Annotated in this window: 11 protein-coding genes, 8 pseudogenes and 2 CRISPR repeat arrays; of the genes and pseudogenes, 18 read left to right on the forward strand and 1 reads right to left on the reverse strand. The window is 26.4% G+C overall.

Annotated elements, in window-relative coordinates; translation table 11 throughout:
- The 18 genes and pseudogenes from kamD to DJ007_RS09030 all read left to right on the forward strand — a co-directional run.
- Positions 1-1,532, forward strand: a 1,532-nt coding sequence (kamD, locus tag DJ007_RS08950) for a lysine 5,6-aminomutase subunit alpha (RefSeq protein WP_129409286.1), incomplete at its 5' end; no start/stop codon positions are given.
- Positions 1,529-2,337, forward strand: a pseudogene (gene kamE / locus DJ007_RS20260) (lysine 5,6-aminomutase subunit beta). The gene kamD and the pseudogene kamE, both read left to right, overlap by 4 nt.
- Positions 2,337-3,074, forward strand: a complete 738-nt coding sequence (fabG, locus tag DJ007_RS08960; RefSeq protein ID WP_129409287.1) for a 3-oxoacyl-[acyl-carrier-protein] reductase — start codon at positions 2,337-2,339, stop codon at positions 3,072-3,074. The pseudogene kamE and the gene fabG overlap by 1 nt, the downstream one beginning before the upstream one ends.
- A gap of 40 nt (positions 3,075-3,114) precedes the next feature.
- Positions 3,115-4,318, forward strand: a pseudogene (locus DJ007_RS08965) (acetyl-CoA C-acetyltransferase).
- A gap of 227 nt (positions 4,319-4,545) precedes the next feature.
- A complete protein-coding gene (locus tag DJ007_RS08970; RefSeq protein WP_165974093.1) occupies positions 4,546-5,106 on the forward strand; it encodes a DUF996 domain-containing protein in 561 nt (186 codons plus the stop codon).
- 441 nt (positions 5,107-5,547) lie between these two features.
- Positions 5,548-6,252: a CRISPR-associated endoribonuclease Cas6 gene (gene cas6 / locus DJ007_RS08975; protein ID WP_165974094.1), complete on the forward strand. Its 705-nt coding sequence runs from the start codon at positions 5,548-5,550 to the stop codon at positions 6,250-6,252.
- A gap of 10 nt (positions 6,253-6,262) precedes the next feature.
- A complete protein-coding gene (locus DJ007_RS08980) occupies positions 6,263-6,691 on the forward strand; it encodes a hypothetical protein (protein ID WP_129409290.1) in 429 nt (142 codons plus the stop codon).
- A gap of 125 nt (positions 6,692-6,816) precedes the next feature.
- A complete protein-coding gene (gene cas8a1, locus DJ007_RS08985; protein WP_129409291.1) occupies positions 6,817-7,347 on the forward strand; it encodes a type I-B CRISPR-associated protein Cas8b1/Cst1 in 531 nt (176 codons plus the stop codon).
- A 2-nt stretch (positions 7,348-7,349) separates the two neighbouring features.
- Complete coding sequence (locus DJ007_RS08990) at positions 7,350-7,970, forward strand: hypothetical protein (RefSeq protein ID WP_129409292.1); 621 nt, start codon at positions 7,350-7,352, stop codon at positions 7,968-7,970.
- Positions 7,963-8,834: pseudogene (gene cas7i / locus DJ007_RS20815) on the forward strand (type I-B CRISPR-associated protein Cas7/Cst2/DevR). Before DJ007_RS08990 ends, cas7i begins: the two are co-directional and overlap by 8 nt.
- Positions 8,835-8,880: 46 nt before the next feature.
- Positions 8,881-9,561 (forward strand): annotated as a pseudogene (gene cas5 / locus DJ007_RS20820) (CRISPR-associated protein Cas5); the annotation flags it as partial.
- 10 nt (positions 9,562-9,571) lie between these two features.
- Positions 9,572-11,598: pseudogene (gene cas3, locus DJ007_RS09000) on the forward strand (CRISPR-associated helicase Cas3').
- A 133-nt stretch (positions 11,599-11,731) separates the two neighbouring features.
- Complete coding sequence (gene cas4 / locus DJ007_RS09005; RefSeq protein WP_129409294.1) at positions 11,732-12,220, forward strand: CRISPR-associated protein Cas4; 489 nt, start codon at positions 11,732-11,734, stop codon at positions 12,218-12,220.
- A 2-nt stretch (positions 12,221-12,222) separates the two neighbouring features.
- On the forward strand, positions 12,223-13,206 hold the full coding sequence (cas1b, locus tag DJ007_RS09010; protein ID WP_129409295.1) for a type I-B CRISPR-associated endonuclease Cas1b: 984 nt from the start codon (positions 12,223-12,225) through the stop codon (positions 13,204-13,206).
- A gap of 2 nt (positions 13,207-13,208) precedes the next feature.
- The gene (cas2, locus tag DJ007_RS09015) at positions 13,209-13,493 is read left to right on the forward strand and encodes a CRISPR-associated endonuclease Cas2 (RefSeq protein ID WP_129409296.1); all 285 of its coding nucleotides are present in this window, start codon (positions 13,209-13,211) and stop codon (positions 13,491-13,493) included.
- A 174-nt stretch (positions 13,494-13,667) separates the two neighbouring features.
- A CRISPR array of direct repeats spans positions 13,668-14,289; the repeat unit is 30 nt; unit sequence GTCTTTAATCATCCATATTGGAATGTAAAT.
- A 229-nt stretch (positions 14,290-14,518) separates the two neighbouring features.
- Positions 14,519-14,620 (forward strand): annotated as a pseudogene (locus DJ007_RS21065) (IS1634 family transposase N-terminal domain-related protein); the annotation flags it as partial.
- Positions 14,594-16,121, forward strand: a pseudogene (locus DJ007_RS09020) (IS1634 family transposase). The pseudogenes DJ007_RS21065 and DJ007_RS09020, both read left to right, overlap by 27 nt.
- A gap of 147 nt (positions 16,122-16,268) precedes the next feature.
- Positions 16,269-19,720: a CRISPR direct-repeat array (repeat unit 30 nt; unit sequence GTCTTTAATCATCCATATTGGAATGTAAAT).
- A gap of 92 nt (positions 19,721-19,812) precedes the next feature.
- Entirely contained in the window at positions 19,813-20,013 is a 201-nt protein-coding gene (locus DJ007_RS09030; RefSeq protein ID WP_129409299.1) for a hypothetical protein, read from the forward strand.
- A 123-nt stretch (positions 20,014-20,136) separates the two neighbouring features.
- Here DJ007_RS09030 and DJ007_RS20265 read toward each other — a convergent pair.
- Positions 20,137-21,115: pseudogene (locus tag DJ007_RS20265) on the reverse strand (2-hydroxyacid dehydrogenase).
- Positions 21,116-21,443 lie beyond the last annotated feature (328 nt).

Below are 21,443 nucleotides of genomic sequence, written 5' to 3' on the forward strand. Positions count from 1 at the left end.
AAAAAGTAGAATATGCAAGAAGTTTAGCAAAAAAAATAGCAGATGATGTACAGGATTTTGTTGAAAAAAGATCTACAGTTTCTGTAGAAAGAACAATATGTAGATTATTGGGTATTGATGGAATCGATGAAAATGAAGTTCCATTACCAAATGTAGTGGTTGATCATATAAAAGAAAAAGGATTATTAGAACATGGAGCAGCATTTTTATTGGGTAATGCAATAATAGAAACAGGATTAACACCTCAGGAAATAGCAGAAAAAGTAGCTAAAGAAGAAATAGATTTATCAAAAGTAAAGATCTATTCCATGGATAAAGTTGAAGAAGCATTAACTCCATTTGTAGATAAAATGATAAAAAGGATTCAGGATAATAGAAAAAAAAGAAATGAATACTTAGAAAAATTAGGCGAAGGTCCACAACCATATTTATATGTAATAGTTGCTACAGGTAACATATATGAAGATGTAGTTCAGGCCCAGGCAGCCGCAAGACAGGGTGCGGACATCATAGCAGTTATAAGAACAACAGGTCAAAGCTTGTTGGATTATGTTCCATACGGACCAACAACAGAAGGTTTTGGTGGAACAATGGCAACACAGGAAAATTTCAGAATAATGAGAAAGGCCCTTGATGAGGTTGGAGAAGAAGTTGGAAGATATATAAGATTGGTTAACTATGCATCAGGATTATGTATGCCAGAAATAGCAGCAATGGGCGCTATGGAAAGGTTAGATGTAATGTTAAATGATGCATTATATGGCATATTATTTAGAGATATAAATATGAAAAGAACAATAATAGATCAATATTTCTCAAGAGTGATAAATGGTTTCTCAGGAATTATTATAAATACAGGTGAAGATAATTATTTAACAACTGCAGATGCATATGAAGAAGCACATACAGTTCTAACCTCAGATTTAATAAATGAACAACTTGCATTAATAGCAGGTATTCCAGAAGAACAAATGGGATTAGGACATGCTTTTGAAATGAATCCGGATCTTACAAATGGTTTCTTATACGAATTAGCTCAGGCACAAATGCTAAGAGAAATATTCCCAAAAGCACCATTAAAATACATGCCACCTACAAAATATATGACAGGTAACATATTCAGAGGACATGTTCAAGATGCATTATTTAATGTCATATCCATATGGACACATCAGGGAATACAGTTATTAGGTATGTTAACAGAAGCTATTCACACACCATTCATGTCAGATAGATATCTATCAATAGAAAATGCAAGATATATATTCAATAATTTAAAAAATATAGGAGATGAAATAGAATTTAAGAAAGATGGAATAATACAAAAAAGAGCTCAACAGGTATTGGATGAATCAATAAAATTATTAGAAAAAATGGTTCATGATGGATTATTTATATCCTTATCAAAAGGAACATTTGCAAACATAAAAAGACCAATTGATGGTGGAAAAGGTTTAGATGGAGTATTCGAAAAAGGTAAAAATTACTTCAATCCATTTATCAAAAAAATGTTGGAGGCTGAAAGACCATGAGTGGAGGATTATATTCTACAGAAAAAAAAGATTTTGATAAAACATTAAATTTAAAAGCAATAAAACCATATGGGGATACAATGAATGATGGAAAAACACAATTAAGTTTTACATTACCAGTTCCAGATGGAGATGAAGCAGTTGAAGCAGCAAAACAATTGATGATAAAAATGGGTTTTGATGAACCAATGATAGTTTATCACAAAGAATTAACCAAAGGTTTTACCTTCTTTATAGCCTATGGCAGTTGTACCCATACAGTGGATTACACAGCTATCCATGTACCAAAAGTTGAATCAACAACATGGTCAATGGAAGAAACAGATGAATTTATCAAAAAAATATAGGAAGAAAAATAAGAGTAATAGGTGCAAGTACAGGAACAGATGCACACACAGTTGGTATAGATGCTATTATGAACATGAAAGGTTATGCAGGACATTATGGTTTAGAAAGATATGAAATGTTTGAAACATTAAACATGGGAAGTCAGGTGCCAAATGAAGAATTTGTAGCTAAGGCAATAGAATTTAACGCAGATGTATTGCTTGTATCTCAAACAGTAACACAAAAAAATATTCACATAAAAAATCTAACAGAATTAGTTGAATTATTAGAAGCGGAAGGTATAAGAGATAAAGTAATTTTAATAGCAGGAGGTCCTAGAATTACTCATGAATTAGTAAAAGAAATTGGGTATGATGCTGGATTTGGAGCAAATACATATGCGGATGATGTAGCTTCATATATTGCTCAAGAAATGTATAGAAGAATACAAGAAAAAGATAAAGGAGGAAAAGAATAATGAGAATGGAAGGAAAAGTATGTATAGTAACAGGAGGAGCAAGAGGATTAGGAAGAGCAATGGTAGAAAAATTTGCAAAAGAAGGAGCCAAAAAAGTATATGCATGTGATTTAAATGAAGAAGCATTAAAAGAATTAGAAGAAAAATATGAAAATGTAAAAGGATATAAGCTAAGTGTAACAGATAGAAAAGCAATAGCAGAATTTAAAAATAAAGTAATGGAAGAAGAAGGAAAAGTAGATGTATTAGTAAACAATGCAGGGATAACAAGAGATGCATTAATACAAAAAATGACAGAAGAAGATTGGGATATGGTAATAGACGTAAATTTAAAAGGAGTATTTAACATGACACAACAATTTGGACCAGAAATGATGAAAGCAGGAAAAGGCTCAATAATAAACATATCATCAGTAGTGGGAGTATATGGAAATATAGGACAAACAAATTATGCAGCAACAAAAGGTGGAGTAATAGCAATGACAAAAACATGGGCAAAAGAATTTGCAAGAAAAGGAGCTCAGGTAAGAGTAAACGCAATAGCTCCAGGATTTATAAAAACACCAATGACAGAAAACTTACCAGAAAAAGTAATAGAATTAGTAAAAAGCAAAACAGTATTACAAAGAATGGGAGAACCAGAAGAAATAGCAAACACAGCATTATTCTTAGCAAGTGACGAAAGTAGTTTTATAACAGGGCAGGTAATAGGAGTAGATGGAGGATTAGTATTATAAAAATTAAAATAAAAAAGAAGAAACAAAAGGGGAAAAGAAAATGGAAAAAGTATATATAGTAGGAGCGAAAAGAACAGCGATAGGAAGTTTTGGAGGAACATTAAAAGATAAAAAAGCAGCAGAATTAGGAGCAATAGCAATAAAAGGAGCATTAGAACAAGCAGGAATATCCCAGAACAAGTAGATCAAACAGTAGTAGGAAACGTATTAATGGCAGGACAGGGAATGGGACCAGCAAGACAGGCAGCAATATATGCAGGAATACCAGTAGAAAAACCAGCATACACAGTACATATGGTATGTGGAAGTGGAATGAAAGCAATAATGTTAGGTGCAAATGAAATAAAATTAGGAAATTCAGAAATAGTAGTAACAGCAGGAATGGAAAGCATGTCACAGGCTCCAATGCTATTGCCTGCAAAAGCAAGATTTGGGCTAAAATTTGGAAACATAGAAATGATAGACCACATGGTATATGATGGATTAACAGATGTATTCAATCAATATCACATGGGAATAACAGCGGAAAATCTAGTAGAAATATATGGATTAACAAGAGAAGAACAGGACGAATTTGCAGCAATAAGTCAGCAAAGAGCAGAAAAAGCAATAAAAGAAGGAAAATTCAAAGATGAAATAGTACCAGTAGAAGTAAAAACAAGAAAAGAAACAATAATATTTAACACAGACGAATATCCAAGATTTGGAACAACAAAAGAAACATTAGCAAAACTCAGACCAGCATTCAAAAAAGATGGAACAGTAACAGCAGGGAATTCATCAGGAATAAATGACGGAGCAAGTGCAATAATACTAGCATCAGAAAGTGCAGTGAAAAAATATGGATTAACACCATTAGCAGAAATAATAGCCTATGAACAGGGTGGAGTAGATCCAAGTATAATGGGAATAGGGCCAGCAGCAGCAATAACAAACCTAGTAGAAAAGAAAGGAATAAAATTAGAACAAATGGAATTATTCGAACTTAACGAAGCATTTGCAGCACAATCAATAGCAGTATTAAAAGAACTAAAAGAAAAATATGGAATAAAAGAAGAATGGATGATGGAAAGAACAAATGTAAATGGAGGAGCAATAGCATTAGGACATCCAATAGGGCATCAGGAAATAGAATAACAGTAACATTATTATATGAAATGAAAAAGAGAAACTTAGAATATGGATTAGCTTCATTATGTATAGGCGGCGGTATGGGTACTGCTATCGTTATTAAAAATCTATAATATTCAAAAGAATTTTTTGAATAAATAAAAAATAATAACTAAAAAAAACTATAAAAATAATCCAGAACTCTCTTGAGGGTTCTGGATTATTTTTATAAAATGATTTTTTCACAAGTATTGAAATTCCAAAAAAATTATGATATTATATAATGTGTTATTTATATCTTTATTTATAATAAAAAATGATTAATAAGGTTAAAATTTATAACATAAAGGAGGATGGGAAGATGAATATTAAAAATGCGAAAATTATGGCGGGGGTAGGAGCAATATTAGAATTAGCGGGTCACTTTGGGTTTATAGGTCTTATATTAGAATTAATAGGTGTTTATAAAATCAGTGAAGCTGTGAAAGACAAAAGAATATTTAATTATTTATTATGGCCAGGTATAATAATATTTATTATTTATATAATAGGATTCTTAACATTTACAGGTTCGTTATTCTATTCATCACCTAATATGATGTTTAATAGTAATGAATTTTTTAATGAAAATGTGCATCAATTTCCAAATATGTTTTTAATGTTTATAGGTTTTATAGTTTCCTTAATACTTCCAATAATTTATGAAATAAAAGCCTATAATTTATTGGGTGACTATTTTCAAAATGAAAATTTTTATAAAGCTGCAAAATTCTTAAAATGGGGTTTAATTCTTTCAATAGTTCTTGTTGGATTTTTATTATTTTTCGTAGCAGGAATATTTGAAATAATAGGCTATTTTACACTTCCAGATGAATATAATAAACCAATAGAAAATAAAGAAGATTGGAGAGTCGAGTCATAATGTATAATGTTAAATGATAAAAAAATTAAGAAACAACTTGACAAATAATAATTTTTTTATTATAATTAAAAGGGATTATGATTTTTGGGGATGGGTTATGTTATATCAATATATTAAATTGAAGATGTATATGATGAAAAAGTTAATATTACTAAAAAATAGACAACGAGGCCTAAAATGGTCTCGTTGTCTTTATTAATTAATATATCAGGTGATATATTAATTCCAATATGGACGATTAAACAGATTTTTCAACATAATTAACACTAACACATTTTACATTCCAATATGAATTATTAAAAATCCTAATATGATTATACCAGAATATTTTTGTGTTATTAAATATGTAATTATTTGGAAATATTTAATTCATATTTTCAGAGTATGATAATAGTGTGATATTATTTACACTAACACATGGCGAATAATGAGGTGAAAGATATGAGATTAAAATTAGTGTTTCGATTAAAGTCAAATGTAATATCAAAGGATTATAGAAGGATATTTATGAGTTTTATAAAAAAATCGTTGGAAAATTATGATAAAGAAATATTTGAAGAATACTTTAAAAACAAAGATCCTATATTAAAAGATTATACTTTTTCAGTATATTTTGGAAAATGTAGATTTGAAGAAAATATAAAGCTTGAAAATGATAATATATCAATGTTTTTTTCAACATCTTCTTATAAAACAGGGATGCATTTTTATAATGCTTTTAGGGCTATGAAATATAAGGATTTTCCAACGAAAAATAATATTTTAAAATTGAATAATATTATAAGATTATCAGAAAAAAATATATATAAAAATGAAATTATAATTAAAACATTATCTCCAATTCTTATTAGAGAACATAATAAAGAAAAAGATAATTATTATTATTTTGATGATGAAAATGCTACTGAAATTTTAAAAAATAGCATTATCTATCAATATAATAAGCTTTTCGGAAATGGATGTAAATCTTTTGATATCAAAGTATTAGATTTAAAAAAGACTACAGTTTTAAATTACAATAAAAAACTCAAAAGTAATCTTGGAGTTTTTAAGGCTACTGGAGATAAAGAAATACTTAATTTTATATATAAGTCCGGAATTGGAAGCAAAAGAAGTTCTGGTTTTGGAATGGTAGATATAATTTAGGGGTGAGAGAATGGAAAATATAAAAGAAAAAAAAATAACTTTAAGATTATCAGATTGGTTATATAATGCTGGTATAGTGGGATTAATCAATATATTAGGTAAAGATAATGTAAGATATAGAACAGATGAGAATAACCTTGATCTGGAATATGATGAATTGGAAATTAAAATAGAATCATTTGAAAACTTTGAAGAAAAATATTTTGACTATTTTATCAATACCTATAAGAATTTAAATTGGCATCAATTAATTTCATACAAAGAAATTATAGAAAAAAAATTAGAACAAATTGAATTTTCAAAAGAAGATGTGGAAATAATAAATAAAATAATAAAATTATTTAAGGATAATCTTAAAAAAGCCAGTTTTAAAAGTGCATACACTTTAATTTATCAGGAAATAGATAATTTTAATTTTTTAGAAGAAATAAAAAAATAAAAAGAATAAGTAAATCCTCAAGTATTGATGAGGTAAGAAGTAATTTATTAATATTAAAAAATATAATTGAATTTTTAGAGTATCCAATATCAAAAAAATATATAGCTGCAAAGAATGCAATATATATGATAATAAGAAATGCGTGGGATGGAGTAAGTTTCTTAAATCCTCAGACCAAAGAGAAAAATGTATATAATGATTATAAAAATCACTTTTTGGATCCATTTTTAGAGTATTTAAATATAGAAGATGATGAAATGAAAAAATATAAATATACATGTTTTTCATGTAATAGGCCGATGAAAAGATTAGAAACAAATATGGCATTTTTGAGAAATATTGGATTTGACGATGCAAGAAAACCATCAAATGTATGGAATTTTGTTAATGATACATATATATGTCCAGTTTGCAAATTGGTGTATTCCTGTGTCCCAGCAGGGTTTACCTATGTATACAATAAAGGACTTTTTGTCAATTTGAATCATTCAATTGAAGATATTTATAATATAAATAAAAGAATAATAATGAAAACGTATAATGAATCAATTAATGAAAATGATAAATATATGTTTTCGTATAAAACATTATTAAGTAGTATATATGAAAATTTAAATAAAACTAAAAATATGAATATTCTGATATTCAAATTGTAAAGTTGGAAAATGAAAAATATTATTTTAATATATTATCTAAAAAGACTATATCAGTATTAAATAATTCATCAAAAATGCTAACCGAATTAATAAATAACTATTATTTCCCAACTAAAAAAGGAGATTATAAAGATAAAGTAATGTTATATGAAGAAGTTATATTTAGAATAACCAATAATACAGAATTATACAGTTTGATAAATGATCTTTTAAGAATAAAAATATCGGATAAAACTAATGGATATTATTCATTAAAAACAATAAATAATATAATTAAAATAAATCTAATATATTTAAGAGAGGTGAAAAATATGAAAGAGTTTAATGAAAGCGAAGTTAAGCAAGCAAATTATTATGGATATTTATTGAGGCAATTTTATTTATCTAAAGGTAGCGAGCATAAACTTTCTGGAATTTCTTACAGATTGTTGAATGCGTTAAAAGTAAATAATAAGGATAGCTTTATGGATACATTATTGAACTGTTATTTATATGTTGATAAACCTGTTCCAAAAATAATTATAGAAGCTTTAGATAATGAAGATATTTTTAAAACTGTGGGATATGCATATGTAGCAGGATTATTTGGAGAATACAAGAAAGGAGATGAAAATAATGGATAAAAAAGGATTAACTTTAACAATAATTTTTGAAGCAGAAAGTGCAAATTTCGGTGAAGGTTTGGGAAATGTAACAACATTAAAAAAATTATCAAGGGATGGGAAACAACAAACATATATTTCAAGACAAGCTCTCAGATATAACATTGTTAATCAACTGGGATATGAATTATCTCCAGTTGTAGCTGAAGGTAGTGGAGATAAAAAAGTAATACAATTTGATCCTCAGGCAACAATAGCTGAATATCCTGAAATAGATTTTTTTGGATATATGAAAACAAAAAAAGGTGAAGGAAGTTTAACCAGAGATGCAAAAGTTAGAATATCACATGCAATATCTTTAGAAGACTTCAAAGGAGATCTGGATTTTTTAACGAACAAAGGGTTAGCAGATAGACTAAATGAGAATATGAATATAGCACAATCAGAAATACACAGATCATATTATAGATATACAATAAATATTGATTTAGACGAAATTGGTATTGATAGAAAAGAAAATATCGAAATACCAAATGAAGAAAAATCAAAAAGAGTTCAAAAATTATTAGACACTATAGCATTTTTATATAGAGATATTAAAGGAAGAAGAGAAGATCTAAAGCCGTTGTTTGCAATTGGTGGTGTTTATAGTATAAAAAATCCATTTTTCCAGAATTTAGTTGAAGTAGAAAATAATAAAATTAAGGTTAAACCACTATTATCGATGTTGGAATATCAGGAAGTAAAAGACAATACAATATGTGGAATTATTGAAGGAAAATTCGATAATGAGAGTGAAATTAAAGAAAAACTAAATGCCGTATCTATTCCAAAATTATTTGAATTATTAAAAGAAAGGGTAAGGAGTATTATGAAAGCAATTAAATTAAGAATTGAGCAGGAAACTGCTAATTATAAAATACCGACAAGCTTTTCATTAAGAGAAACATATCCTCTTCCACCATATTCCACTGTTATAGGTATGGTTCATAAATTATGTGATTTTAAAGAGTATAAAGAAATGCAAATAAGTATTGCAGGTAAATACTATTCAAAAGCTAATGATTTATATACCAGATATGAATTTAAACCTGAAATGAAATTTGAGAAAGGCAGACATCAATTAACAGTAAACGGTTATGGGATAACTCAGGGAATTGCTACAACCGAAATGCTTGTAGACATCGAGTTGATGATACATATAGTACCTGAAGATGAAAGTTTAATTGAAGTAATAGAAAAATCATTAAGATATCCAAGAGAATATCCTTCCTTAGGAAGAAGAGAAGATATTGCAATAATTAGAGAAGTTAAAGTTGTTGAATGTAAAGAAGAGGAATTGGAAGAAGATATAGAAACAGAATATTCATATTATATACCTATTCAAAAGTATGATAACATAAAAATAAAAACCATTAGTGGTATAAAATCTCCAGGTACACGATATATTTTAAATAAAAACTATGTTTTAGAAAATATAGGTAATAAGAAAAATAAAAAAATCATAAGAAAATGGAATAAAATAGAAGCGTTATATGCATCAAATTTGATTTTTTATATGTATGAAAAATATATTATAGATGAAGAAGGAGATGTATTATTGCTTGCATAGAGGTGAATTTATGTTTTTAGCAAAGTCGGAACCATTAGAAACTATACAGGAACATACAGATAATTTACTTGAACAATTAAATATTTTAAAAAAATTATATGGTAAAAAAATACATGTTAATTGGAATTTATTAGAATATGCATGTATATATCATGATTTTGGGAAAATAAATAATGATTTTCAAGAAAAACTAAAAAAGGGAAAGAGGAATAAAAATGAAATTCCTCATTCCCTTTTAAGTTTATTATTTTTAAATCCAAAAGAATTGAAAAAAATATATACAGAAGATGAAATTAAATTATTATATCAAATTATTGCGTATCATCATGAAAGGGATTTTAATGATTATGATTTAAAAATGATTAATAACAAAAAAGAAGGAATTGAATCTTTGATAAAATTCTTTAATTATTCTAAAATTAAAGAAATAAAATTGAACAAAGTTAGTGCAAGATATTTTTATCCAAATGAAAGAATATATAAAGACAATAAATATTTTAAAGATTATGTTTTATTAAAAGGGTTGTTAAATAGAATTGATTATGCTGCCAGTGCTCATATACCTATAGAAATTCCAAATGATTTTTTACTAAACAGTATGGGAAAACTTGGATATCAATGGAATGATTTACAAAAATATATGATAAAAAAACGAAATAATAATGTTATTGCAATTGCTCAAACTGGAATGGGAAAAACAGAAGCAGGTTTATTATGGATAGGTGATAATAAGGGATTTTATACGTTACCTTTGAAAGTTGCAATAAATGCAATATATGATAGAGTTACTAAAAAAATATTAAGAGATAAAAATACTGAAAAAGTTGGCATTTTACATTCTGACACTTACTCCGAATATTTAAAAAGAGAGGGAACTATAGAAGATATTAATTATTACTTTGCCAAAACCAAACAATTATCTTTGCCTTTAACAATTACAACTCTGGATCAATTATTTGATATAGTATATGGTTATAAAGGCTTTGAATTAAAAGTTGCAACAATGTCTTATTCCAAAATAGTTCTCGATGAAATTCAGATGTATTCACCAGATTTATTAGCTTATTTAGTTTTAGGATTAAAAACGATTACTCAATTTGGAGGCAAATTTTCAATTTTAACTGCAACTTTTCCAAAATTTCTAATAAAAGAGTTTGAAGATATAAGTATAAGAGATGTTGTTATTTCTGAAAAGCCATTTATCAATAGTAATATAAGACATAGCATAAAAGTTATTAATAACGATATTGAAGCTAAATATATAATGGAAAAATATGATAATAATAGAATTTTAGTTATATGTAATACAATAAATCAAGCACAAAAAATTTATAAGGATTTAATTAATTTAGGTATTAATAATAGAGAAGTAAATTTGCTTCATTCTAAATTTATAAAACAAGATAGAGCAGAGAAAGAAGAAAAATATTTAAATTGGGAAATAATTATGAAAGCAAGGGAATATGGATAAGTACACAAATTGTAGAAGCATCTTTAGATATTGATTTTGACTTATTATTTACGGAATTATCGGATTTGAGTGGTTTATTTCAAAGAATGGGTAGGGTTTATAGAAAAAGAACCTGGAACAACAAAGGATATAATGTTTTTGTTTTTGTTGGAAAAGATAAATGTTCGGGAGTAGGAAACATCATTTATAAAGATATTTTTGAATTATCGAAGAATTTAATAGCAAATATGGATGGACCTTTAAGTGAAAAAAAGAAAATAGATTTAATAAATAGAATATATGATTATAACACCATTAAAAATACAAAATATTATAAGAAATTGAAAGATAATTTAGAATATGTGAATACATTTAATTTATATGAATTAGAAAAGAAAGATGTATCTAAAATATTTAGAAACATAGATTCTATATCAGTTATTCCTAAAAATATATATGATAAAAATAAAGATTATATTACCGAATTAATAAATAAGTATAGCGAAAAAGGTATATCTAAGAAGGATAATATAAGATTAAAGAGCAATTATCAAATTATACAACCTCTATCCATTATAGAGAATTAGATAGTATAAAAGAAATAAAGGTTAATAATTATGAAAAAATACATATTCATAATTGTGATTATTCAAAAGAATTGGGGATTACATACAATAATAGTAAAAATGAAGATTTTAACAACTTTTTTTAGGTGAAATAATGGTATCAGGAATAGAATTTTATTATTACTTTGTTTGTAAAAGAAAGTTATGGTTTTATACTCATGGAATTTCTATGGAAGACGAAAATGAAGATGTAAAAATAGGAAAATATATAGAAGAGAATTACTATAAAAATTCTCAAAAAAATATTATGATAAATGATGAAATTAATATAGATCTAATAAGAAACAAAAAAATTATACACGAAATAAAAAAATCACAGTCATTTGAAGAGGCTAATATTTGGCAGTTGAAATATTATATATATTATTTAAATTCATATGGGGTAGATGTAAAAGAAGGTATTATAGACTATCCAAATTTAAGAAAAAGAGTTATGGTTACATTTGAAAAGGATGATAAGGAATATATCGAAAATGTAATTAATGAAATAAAATCAATAAAGAATTCTGAAAAAATACCAGGTAAAATACAACAAATAAAGGTATGTAAAAAATGTGCTTTTTATGAATTTTGCTATATATAATTATGAAAAGAAGTATATATATTTTTTCAAGCGGAAAATTGCAAAGAAAAGATAATAGTTTAATATTAATTAATAAAAATGGGAAATCATATATTCCTATAGAAGTTGTTGACGATATTTATGTTTTTAGTGAAATAGCTTTAAATAGTAAACTATTAGATTTTTTATCTCAGAAAAACATATTGGTGCATTTTTTTAACTATTATGGATATTATTCTGGAAGCTATATTCCAAAAGAAAAACAAATATCGGGAAAGATATTAATCAAACAAGTTGAATATTATCTCGATAATATGAAAAGATTATATCTTGCGAAAAAAATTATTGAAGCTGCATCATTTAATATATTTAGAAATTTAAGATATTATAATTCCAGGAAAGAAAATCTTAAAACATATATTAATGAAATAACATATTTAAGGAAAAAAATAGAAGCTCAGAATAATATTTCTCAATTAATGGGAATAGAAGGAAATATTAGAGAAACTTATTATATGTCATGGGAAAATATTATTGATCATCCTTTAGAAAAAAGAATTAAAAGACCTCCAGATAATATAGTAAACACCTTAATATCATTTATTAATTCTCTGATATATACAACAACTCTTTCGGAAATATATAAAACTTATTTAAACCCTACAATAAGTTATTTACACGAACCAGGAGAAAGAAGATTTTCTTTAAGTTTGGATGTTTCGGAAATATTTAAACCATTAATAGGAGATAGACTTATTTTTTTATTATTGAATAAAAAAATAATTGGTGAGAAGGATTTTGTAAAAGAGTTAAATGGATTATATTTAAAAGAGAATGCCAGAAAAACAATTCTTAAAATGTATGATGAAAAATTAAAAAATACAATAATGCATAAATCTTTAAATAAGAAGGTTTCATACAAATATTTAATAAGATTAGAGTGTTATAAGTTAATAAAACATATATTAGGAGAGAAAAATTATGAAGGATTTATGTTGTGGTGGTAAATATGTACATTATATTAGTATATGATATTAAATTTGACGATGATGGTAAAGGAGAAAAAATATTACCAAAGGTATTTAAAATATGTAAAAAATATTTGTATCATATACAAAATTCTGTTTTTGAGGGAGAGTTAACAAAATCCGAAATCTTTAAATTAAGAAAAGAATTAGAAAATGTAATTAGAAAAGATGTAGATTCTATTATAGTTTTTCAAAGCCGTAATGAAAGATGGTTAAATAAAGAATTTTGGGGTAATAAAGAAGATAAAACTTCAAATTTTTTATAGTTGTCGATAAGGGAAGTATAAAAAATATCCATATATCGACAATTTATAAAATAAGCATACAAAGCATATTTTGAGATTTTGATATAATAAAAGATTAAAAATTTAATATATTTTATTAGCATAGACAAAAATAAGTTTAAAATATAGTCTAAAATTATATTTAATATATAACGAGTCTTTAATCATCCATATTGGAATGTAAATATTGCTTCCCATGCTGTATATCTACTTCCATCATTAGTCTTTAATCATCCATATTGGAATGTAAATTTGTATCCGAAAAGTTCGGTGTTTAATTGGATTTTGGTCTTTAATCATCCATATTGGAATGTAAATTAATTTGCAATACCATTAATTTATAATTCCATTCTGTCTTTAATCATCCATATTGGAATGTAAATAAAAATAAATAAATTAATCAAAAAAAGATTTTTCTAGTCTTTAATCATCCATATTGGAATGTAAATCGTAATAATGTATTTGCATCAACGCCCAATGCTTTTGTCTTTAATCATCCATATTGGAATGTAAATAACAAATACGGATTTGCAAATATTTATGATTTTGCGTCTTTAATCATCCATATTGGAATGTAAATGCAAACGGTGTTATCGTGGATAAAAAGATAAGACCTGGTCTTTAATCATCCATATTGGAATGTAAATTTAGCAAATTGTTCTACTGCAAATTTTAGTTTTAAGTCTTTAATCATCCATATTGGAATGTAAATTGAAGAGGACGACGACGACGTTCAAATTCCAGAAGCGTCTTTAATCATCCATATTGGAATGTAAATGACTTAACCAAGCTAAAATATTATCACTTGTATCTCCTGCCTTTGACAGCAATTTGGCGATTTTAAGGGAAATGGAACGGTAGAATGCGGGTTTGAGGCGTGTATTTTTCAGGAAGTCGAAAAATTGTGTGGCTAACTTTTGTTACAGAGAATTAACTATAATTAGTAATATATTAGTCCTTTTGGTGGTATAATATATATGACAACCACTGAAAGGAGATGTTTTAAAATGTATCCTAAAATATCAAAAGTGAAAGGAAAAAGATATTTAAGGATAATGGAAAGCAAAAGAGAAAATGGAAAAGTGAAACAGCATACAGTAATAAATTTTGGAAATATAGATAAGTATAGTAAAAAAGATATAACAAAACTTGTAGATAGTCTTTTTAAAATATTTGAAATAGATGAATATGAAAAAATAGAAGATGATTTAATGGAAGAAATAGCAAGAAGAAATTACGGAGCCAAAGTAATAGTAAATAAGATATTTGAAAGATATGAGATGAAAAGATATTTTGAAAGACTGGATAAAGAAATAAAATACAATGCAGAAGAAATGTTAAAAATAATGGTGATGAATAGAATAGTAGAACCGAAGAGTAAATTGGGAATATTTAATAATTTAGAGTATTTTGGATATAACAAAGTGGAAGTTAAAAAAGAAAAAGACCTGGAAGAAAAAGATGTAATGTTGCACTGGTTATACAGAACATTGGATATATTAGCAGATAATAAAGAGTCGATAGAAAAACATATGTATAATCAAAGGATAAGTTTGTTTAATACAACGGTAGATTTAGTATTTTACGATGTAACAACATTAGCGTTTGAAACACAACAAACAAATGAAATATTACAAATGGGATATTCAAAGGATAAGAAATTTAATGAGTCGCAAGTAGTATTAGGGATGTCAATAGATCAGGATAGAATGCCAGTTAGTTTTGATATATATGCAGGAAATACATTTGAAGGGCATACATTTAAAGATTCAATAGAAAAAATGAAAAAAGAATATCAATTAGGAAAAGTAATAGTAGTAGCAGATAGAGGAATGATGAGTAAAAAAAATATAGAAGTAGTAGAAAATTCTAATTATGAATTCATAGTAGGAAAATCAATAAAACAGTTAAAAAAAGTAAATATATTTGAAGGAGAATTCATAGAAATAGCAAAAGGAATAAAATATAGAGAAGTAGAATATGAAAATAAAAGATTACTCATAATATATTCAGAAGAAAGAGCCAAAAAAGACAGAGCAGATAGACTACGATTAATAGAAAAAGCGAAAAAAATGTTAGAAGAAGGAAATATAGATTCAAAAAGTAAAAGAGGAGCGAAAAATATTTAAAAGAACAGAACAAACAAAATTATATATTGGACATAGAAAAAATAGAAAATGATGAAAAATACGATGGATACTATGGAATAATAACAAACACAAAACTATCTCCAAAAGAAATATTAGAACAATATCATACATTATGGAAAGTAGAAGAAACATTCAGAACATTAAAAAATTATCTTGAAACAAGACCGGTATTTCATTGGACACCGAAAAGAATAAAAGGACATATTGTAATGAGTTTCATATCTTACATAATTCAAAGAACATTAGAATTAGAACTGGAAAAAAATAATATTGAATACTCTCATGAAAAATAAGAGAAGCTATAAAAAAAATGGAATACTCTGAAATAAGATTAAAAGACAAATTATTTGCATTAAGAGCCAATTTAAACGATTTTCAAAAAGCCATATTAAAAACATTAAAAATAGAAAAACCGAAAAAAATGATGGAATTAGATGAATTTAAAAAAATAATCTCCTAAAACACGCATGAAAAGCCAAAAAGGAGGAGGTGTGTGGCTAATTTCTCTTTTTATAAAAAGTTAACAATAGCTATTTTTTGAATAATTCTACTTTTTAGAATTTTGTTGATAATAATAGTGTCAAACTCAGGAAAAAGATAAGACCTGGTCTTTAATCATCCATATTGGAATGTAAATTTAGCAAATTGTTCTACTGCAAATTTTAGTTTTAAGTCTTTAATCATCCATATTGGAATGTAAATTGAAGAGGACGACGACGACGTTCAAATTCCAGAAGCGTCTTTAATCATCCATATTGGAATGTAAATGACTTAACCAAGCTAAAATATTATCACTTGTATCTGGTCTTTAATCATCCATATTGGAATGTAAATACAATTCAAAAGTCATTAAAAAGAATTTTAAAACTCGTCTTTAATCATCCATATTGGAATGTAAATGTAGGGTTCACCTGAAGAGAACCCTAACTTGTAGGTAGTCTTTAATCATCCATATTGGAATGTAAATAGGCTAACTACAGAAAAATGTGCAATCGAGACACCAGTCTTTAATCATCCATATTGGAATGTAAATTATTTCATCAAAATTTTTTTAACTACTTTACTATTTAGTCTTTAATCATCCATATTGGAATGTAAATTCATTCCCCTTTTTTTAATAAGTTAAGTTTCTAAGTCTTTAATCATCCATATTGGAATGTAAATAATCATGCAACCGGTTATATACCAAGATTTAAGGAGTCTTTAATCATCCATATTGGAATGTAAATTTCACAGACGGCTGTTCAAGCATGGATGTTACAACAGGTCTTTAATCATCCATATTGGAATGTAAATTTAAATCGGCTTATATTAGATTTGGTATAGTAAAATAGTCTTTAATCATCCATATTGGAATGTAAATTACTATCTTTCGTAACTTCCAAAAGCATTTGATATCTGTCTTTAATCATCCATATTGGAATGTAAATGTTATTATCATATGCAAATGGGTTGTCTGAATTAAGTCTTTAATCATCCATATTGGAATGTAAATTGAATTATATACTTTAAACTTATCAAGAGTTATAGTCTTTAATCATCCATATTGGAATGTAAATCTGCATTGGGAACAAGCGGACGGGAGGGTGGAAAATGTCTTTAATCATCCATATTGGAATGTAAATTTATAAATAAAATACAATAAAATGTGTATTATTTTTGTCTTTAATCATCCATATTGGAATGTAAATAATTTTTTTTGACAATACGTCCCTGCTCGTTCTAAAGTCTTTAATCATCCATATTGGAATGTAAATAATTTTTTTTGACAATACGTCCCTGCTCGTTCTAAGTCTTTAATCATCCATATTGGAATGTAAATAAAACAATGTATGAAAGAATAGAAAAATTGATGAAGGTCTTTAATCATCCATATTGGAATGTAAATTAAAAGCTCGTGAAATTGAGTTAAAAGTTACAAATGTCTTTAATCATCCATATTGGAATGTAAATTCAATCGAGGCTAAGTATCCATCAAAAATTAAGACAGTCTTTAATCATCCATATTGGAATGTAAATAAATTGAGTCTGATGTTCCAGTTCCGGGACCGCTTAGTCTTTAATCATCCATATTGGAATGTAAATATTTCTGCGTCAATTAAAGATTTTAAAATATAAAGTCTTTAATCATCCATATTGGAATGTAAATATTTTCAGGTGTTGAAGAAATTAGAAATGTAATTCGTCTTTAATCATCCATATTGGAATGTAAATTGTTTTGGGGCTTGTGGCTGACGAAACTTTATATAATGTCTTTAATCATCCATATTGGAATGTAAATGTTAAAGGTGTTGTTAATGTAATTTTATTATTTCCGTCTTTAATCATCCATATTGGAATGTAAATGTTAAAGGTGTTGTTAATGTAATTTTATTATTTCCGTCTTTAATCATCCATATTGGAATGTAAATCCAAAGAAACCAAACAGAAAAACCAAACAATTTGAGTCTTTAATCATCCATATTGGAATGTAAATATTTCTGCGTCAATTAAAGATTTTAAAATATAAATTGTCTTTAATCATCCATATTGGAATGTAAATTTCAGCCGCCATGTCATAAATCTGATATATAAAAGGGTCTTTAATCATCCATATTGGAATGTAAATTCTGTTGCCGATTTTAAATAGTTGCTTCCAATACTGTCTTTAATCATCCATATTGGAATGTAAATATCAAACCACCTTTGTTTTATTTCTTTATTAAAATTGTCTTTAATCATCCATATTGGAATGTAAATTGATATAAGATTATATAAAAGATATTTTACCCTCTGGTCTTTAATCATCCATATTGGAATGTAAATTGTGTATTATAATCAATATCTTTTACTCCATTAACGTCTTTAATCATCCATATTGGAATGTAAATCTGTAATGAACTCCAAATATGACAATAGAAATAAATAGTCTTTAATCATCCATATTGGAATGTAAATAAAGATGTTGCCAATGACTTGTTTTTATACCAGCATGTCTTTAATCATCCATATTGGAATGTAAATTCGCAACCTCGTTCGTGGATTCTGCGGATTCTCCGGTCTTTAATCATCCATATTGGAATGTAAATAGTTATAGAATTGCCTTATTTCCTGTTCTACCTGTCGTCTTTAATCATCCATATTGGAATGTAAATCCCCTTTTTTAAAAATAATATTGAGGTGATTTTATGGTCTTTAATCATCCATATTGGAATGTAAATAAGATATACAATTAATTAGGCTTGAAATTAACGATGTTTTTAATCATCCATATTGGAATGTAAATGGTAACTTCAAACTTGACAAAGATGCAAAATTCACGCGTTTTTAATCATCCATATTGGAATGTAAATCTCACAAAGAATGCAAAACAAATAAAAACAGATGAAGTTTTTAATCATCCATATTGGAATGTAAATTTCCAATTGGTGTAGATAAAAAGGCAATTGCACTTGGTTTTTAATCATCCATATTGGAATGTAAATGAAATTGCTTGTATTTTTTGAGCTACTTTTCCCCAGTGTTTTTAATCATCCATATTGGAATGTAAATGTCAGCGAATTTCTTACAAATCTTTTTGTTGTTACTGTTTTTAATCATCCATATTGGAATGTAAATATGTAAAGGTTGGATATAAGACCTTCTGCATTTGAGTTTTTAATCATCCATATTGGAATGTAAATCAAAAGAATTGAGAGTTTATTATGATGGTGCATATAGTTTTTAATCATCCATATTGGAATGTAAATGTTGGATTAGTTACATTCTTTGAAGGTGAAATTTCTGTTTTTAATCATCCATATTGGAATGTAAATTTGATAATATCTTTCCATGCCCGCAGGTGTAGTTGTGTTTTTAATCATCCATATTGGAATGTAAATTACTATCCTTTGTAACGTCTAAAAGCATTTGATACCGTCTTTAATCATCCATATTGGAATGTAAATGTTTGTGGTTGTGGTGTTGTAACCAAACCTCTATTTGGTCTTTAATCATCCATATTGGAATGTAAAGTTTAATGAATTTTTAGAAGATATCATTAACAACTTAGTTTTTAATCATCCATATTGGAATATTGTAAATGTTAAAATATAAATGAATAAAAGAGGAAAATAAAAATGTACAAGAACAAAAAAGTAAAATAATATTTTTACTGGAAAGGATGTTTTAAAATGAAAAATGAAGAGAAGAAGAAAATAAGGAAAGAGAAAAAGGAGAAGATGAAAAAACATTTGGAAATAATAAGAAAGATAGGGTTGAAACCTAATTTTTCGGAATTAAGTAGAATATATGGATTTGATAGAAGAACAATAAAAAAATATTGGGACGAGTATGAAGAAGGAACCAAAAACCAAAAACAAAACACAAAATAAATAAACAGGATAAAGATTTAGAAAAATAAAAATCGTACTTTCAAATGGAGAAAGTACAATAAAAGGAGTATATGCAGCTTGCCTCTTGAAAATTACATTTATATTCTCTCATTTTCTTTTCCTCTATACTACAATATTTTTTTCTAATGTATTGTTTTTGAAATTGTATATATTTTCTAAAGTAGTTTCAGCAATATTTGTTAAAGCTTCATAGGTAAAAAATCCTTGATGTCCAGTAATTAATACATTATGAAATGTTGTTAATCTAACAAAAGTGTCGTCATCTATAATTTCATTTGATAAATTCTCAAAGAATAATTCTTTTTCCTCTTCATATACATCAAGCCCTAAATAGCCTATTTTTCTTGTTTTCAAACCTTTAATTACAGATTTTGTATCAATTAATCCACCTCTGCTAGTATTTATAATCATAACACCAGGTTTCATTAATTCTATGGAATTATCATTAATAATATGATGAGTATCTTTGGTTAATGGACAATGTAATGAAACTATATCAGAATTTTTAAATAATGTTTTTAAATCAACATAATTGCCAGAAAATTCTGGATGGGGAATTTATCATATCCAATAACGTTCATTCCAAATCCGTTTAATATATTTGCAACAATTCTTCCGATTTTACCTGTGCCTATTAAACCCACAGTTTTACCATGTAAATCAAATCCAAGCAATCCATCTAAAGAAAAATTATTTTCTTTAACTCTAAAATATGTCTTATGTATTTTTCTATTTAATGATAAAATTAATGCAATTGTATGTTCTGCTACAGCATATGGAGAATATGATGGTACACGAACAACTTTTAAAGAAAATTCTTTAGCTGCATCTAAGTCAACATGATTAAAGCCTGCGGATCTTAAAGCAATTAATTTTGTACCATTTTCTTTTAATGTTTTTAACACATCTCTATTTAAATTATCATTTACAAACGCACAAACAACTTCATAATCTTTAGCTAAAATAGCTGTTTTTTCATTTAATTTAGCTTCAAAATATTTAATATCAAAGTTATATTTTTTATTTGCAAAATCAAAAAAATCAATATCATATTTTTTGTACTAAAAAATGCAATTTTCATAATATCCTCTCCCTTTTAATAAAAAATAATAAAATTGAATATACTTATATTATAATAAATATTGTTTTCACTATGTTTGTTTTTTTATTACGACTCTTTTTATCGGATTAAAAATGATAATAATATGGTAGAATTTAATAATAGACTCTTCAAAAATAACATCCAGCAAGAAATAAATGAGAGATGAAAGATATTAATAATGTATTACACAAAGGAATGAGATGGGAATAATACAAAAATCCTGGAGAAATAACAAAATAAAAGAAGGAAATGTAAGAAAAATGGATAAAAAATAAAAAGAAATAGACAGAATTTGAATCAATTCAGC

It is taken from the genome of Marinitoga lauensis (assembly GCF_004135675.1).
Taxonomy (GTDB): domain Bacteria; phylum Thermotogota; class Thermotogae; order Petrotogales; family Petrotogaceae; genus Marinitoga; species Marinitoga lauensis.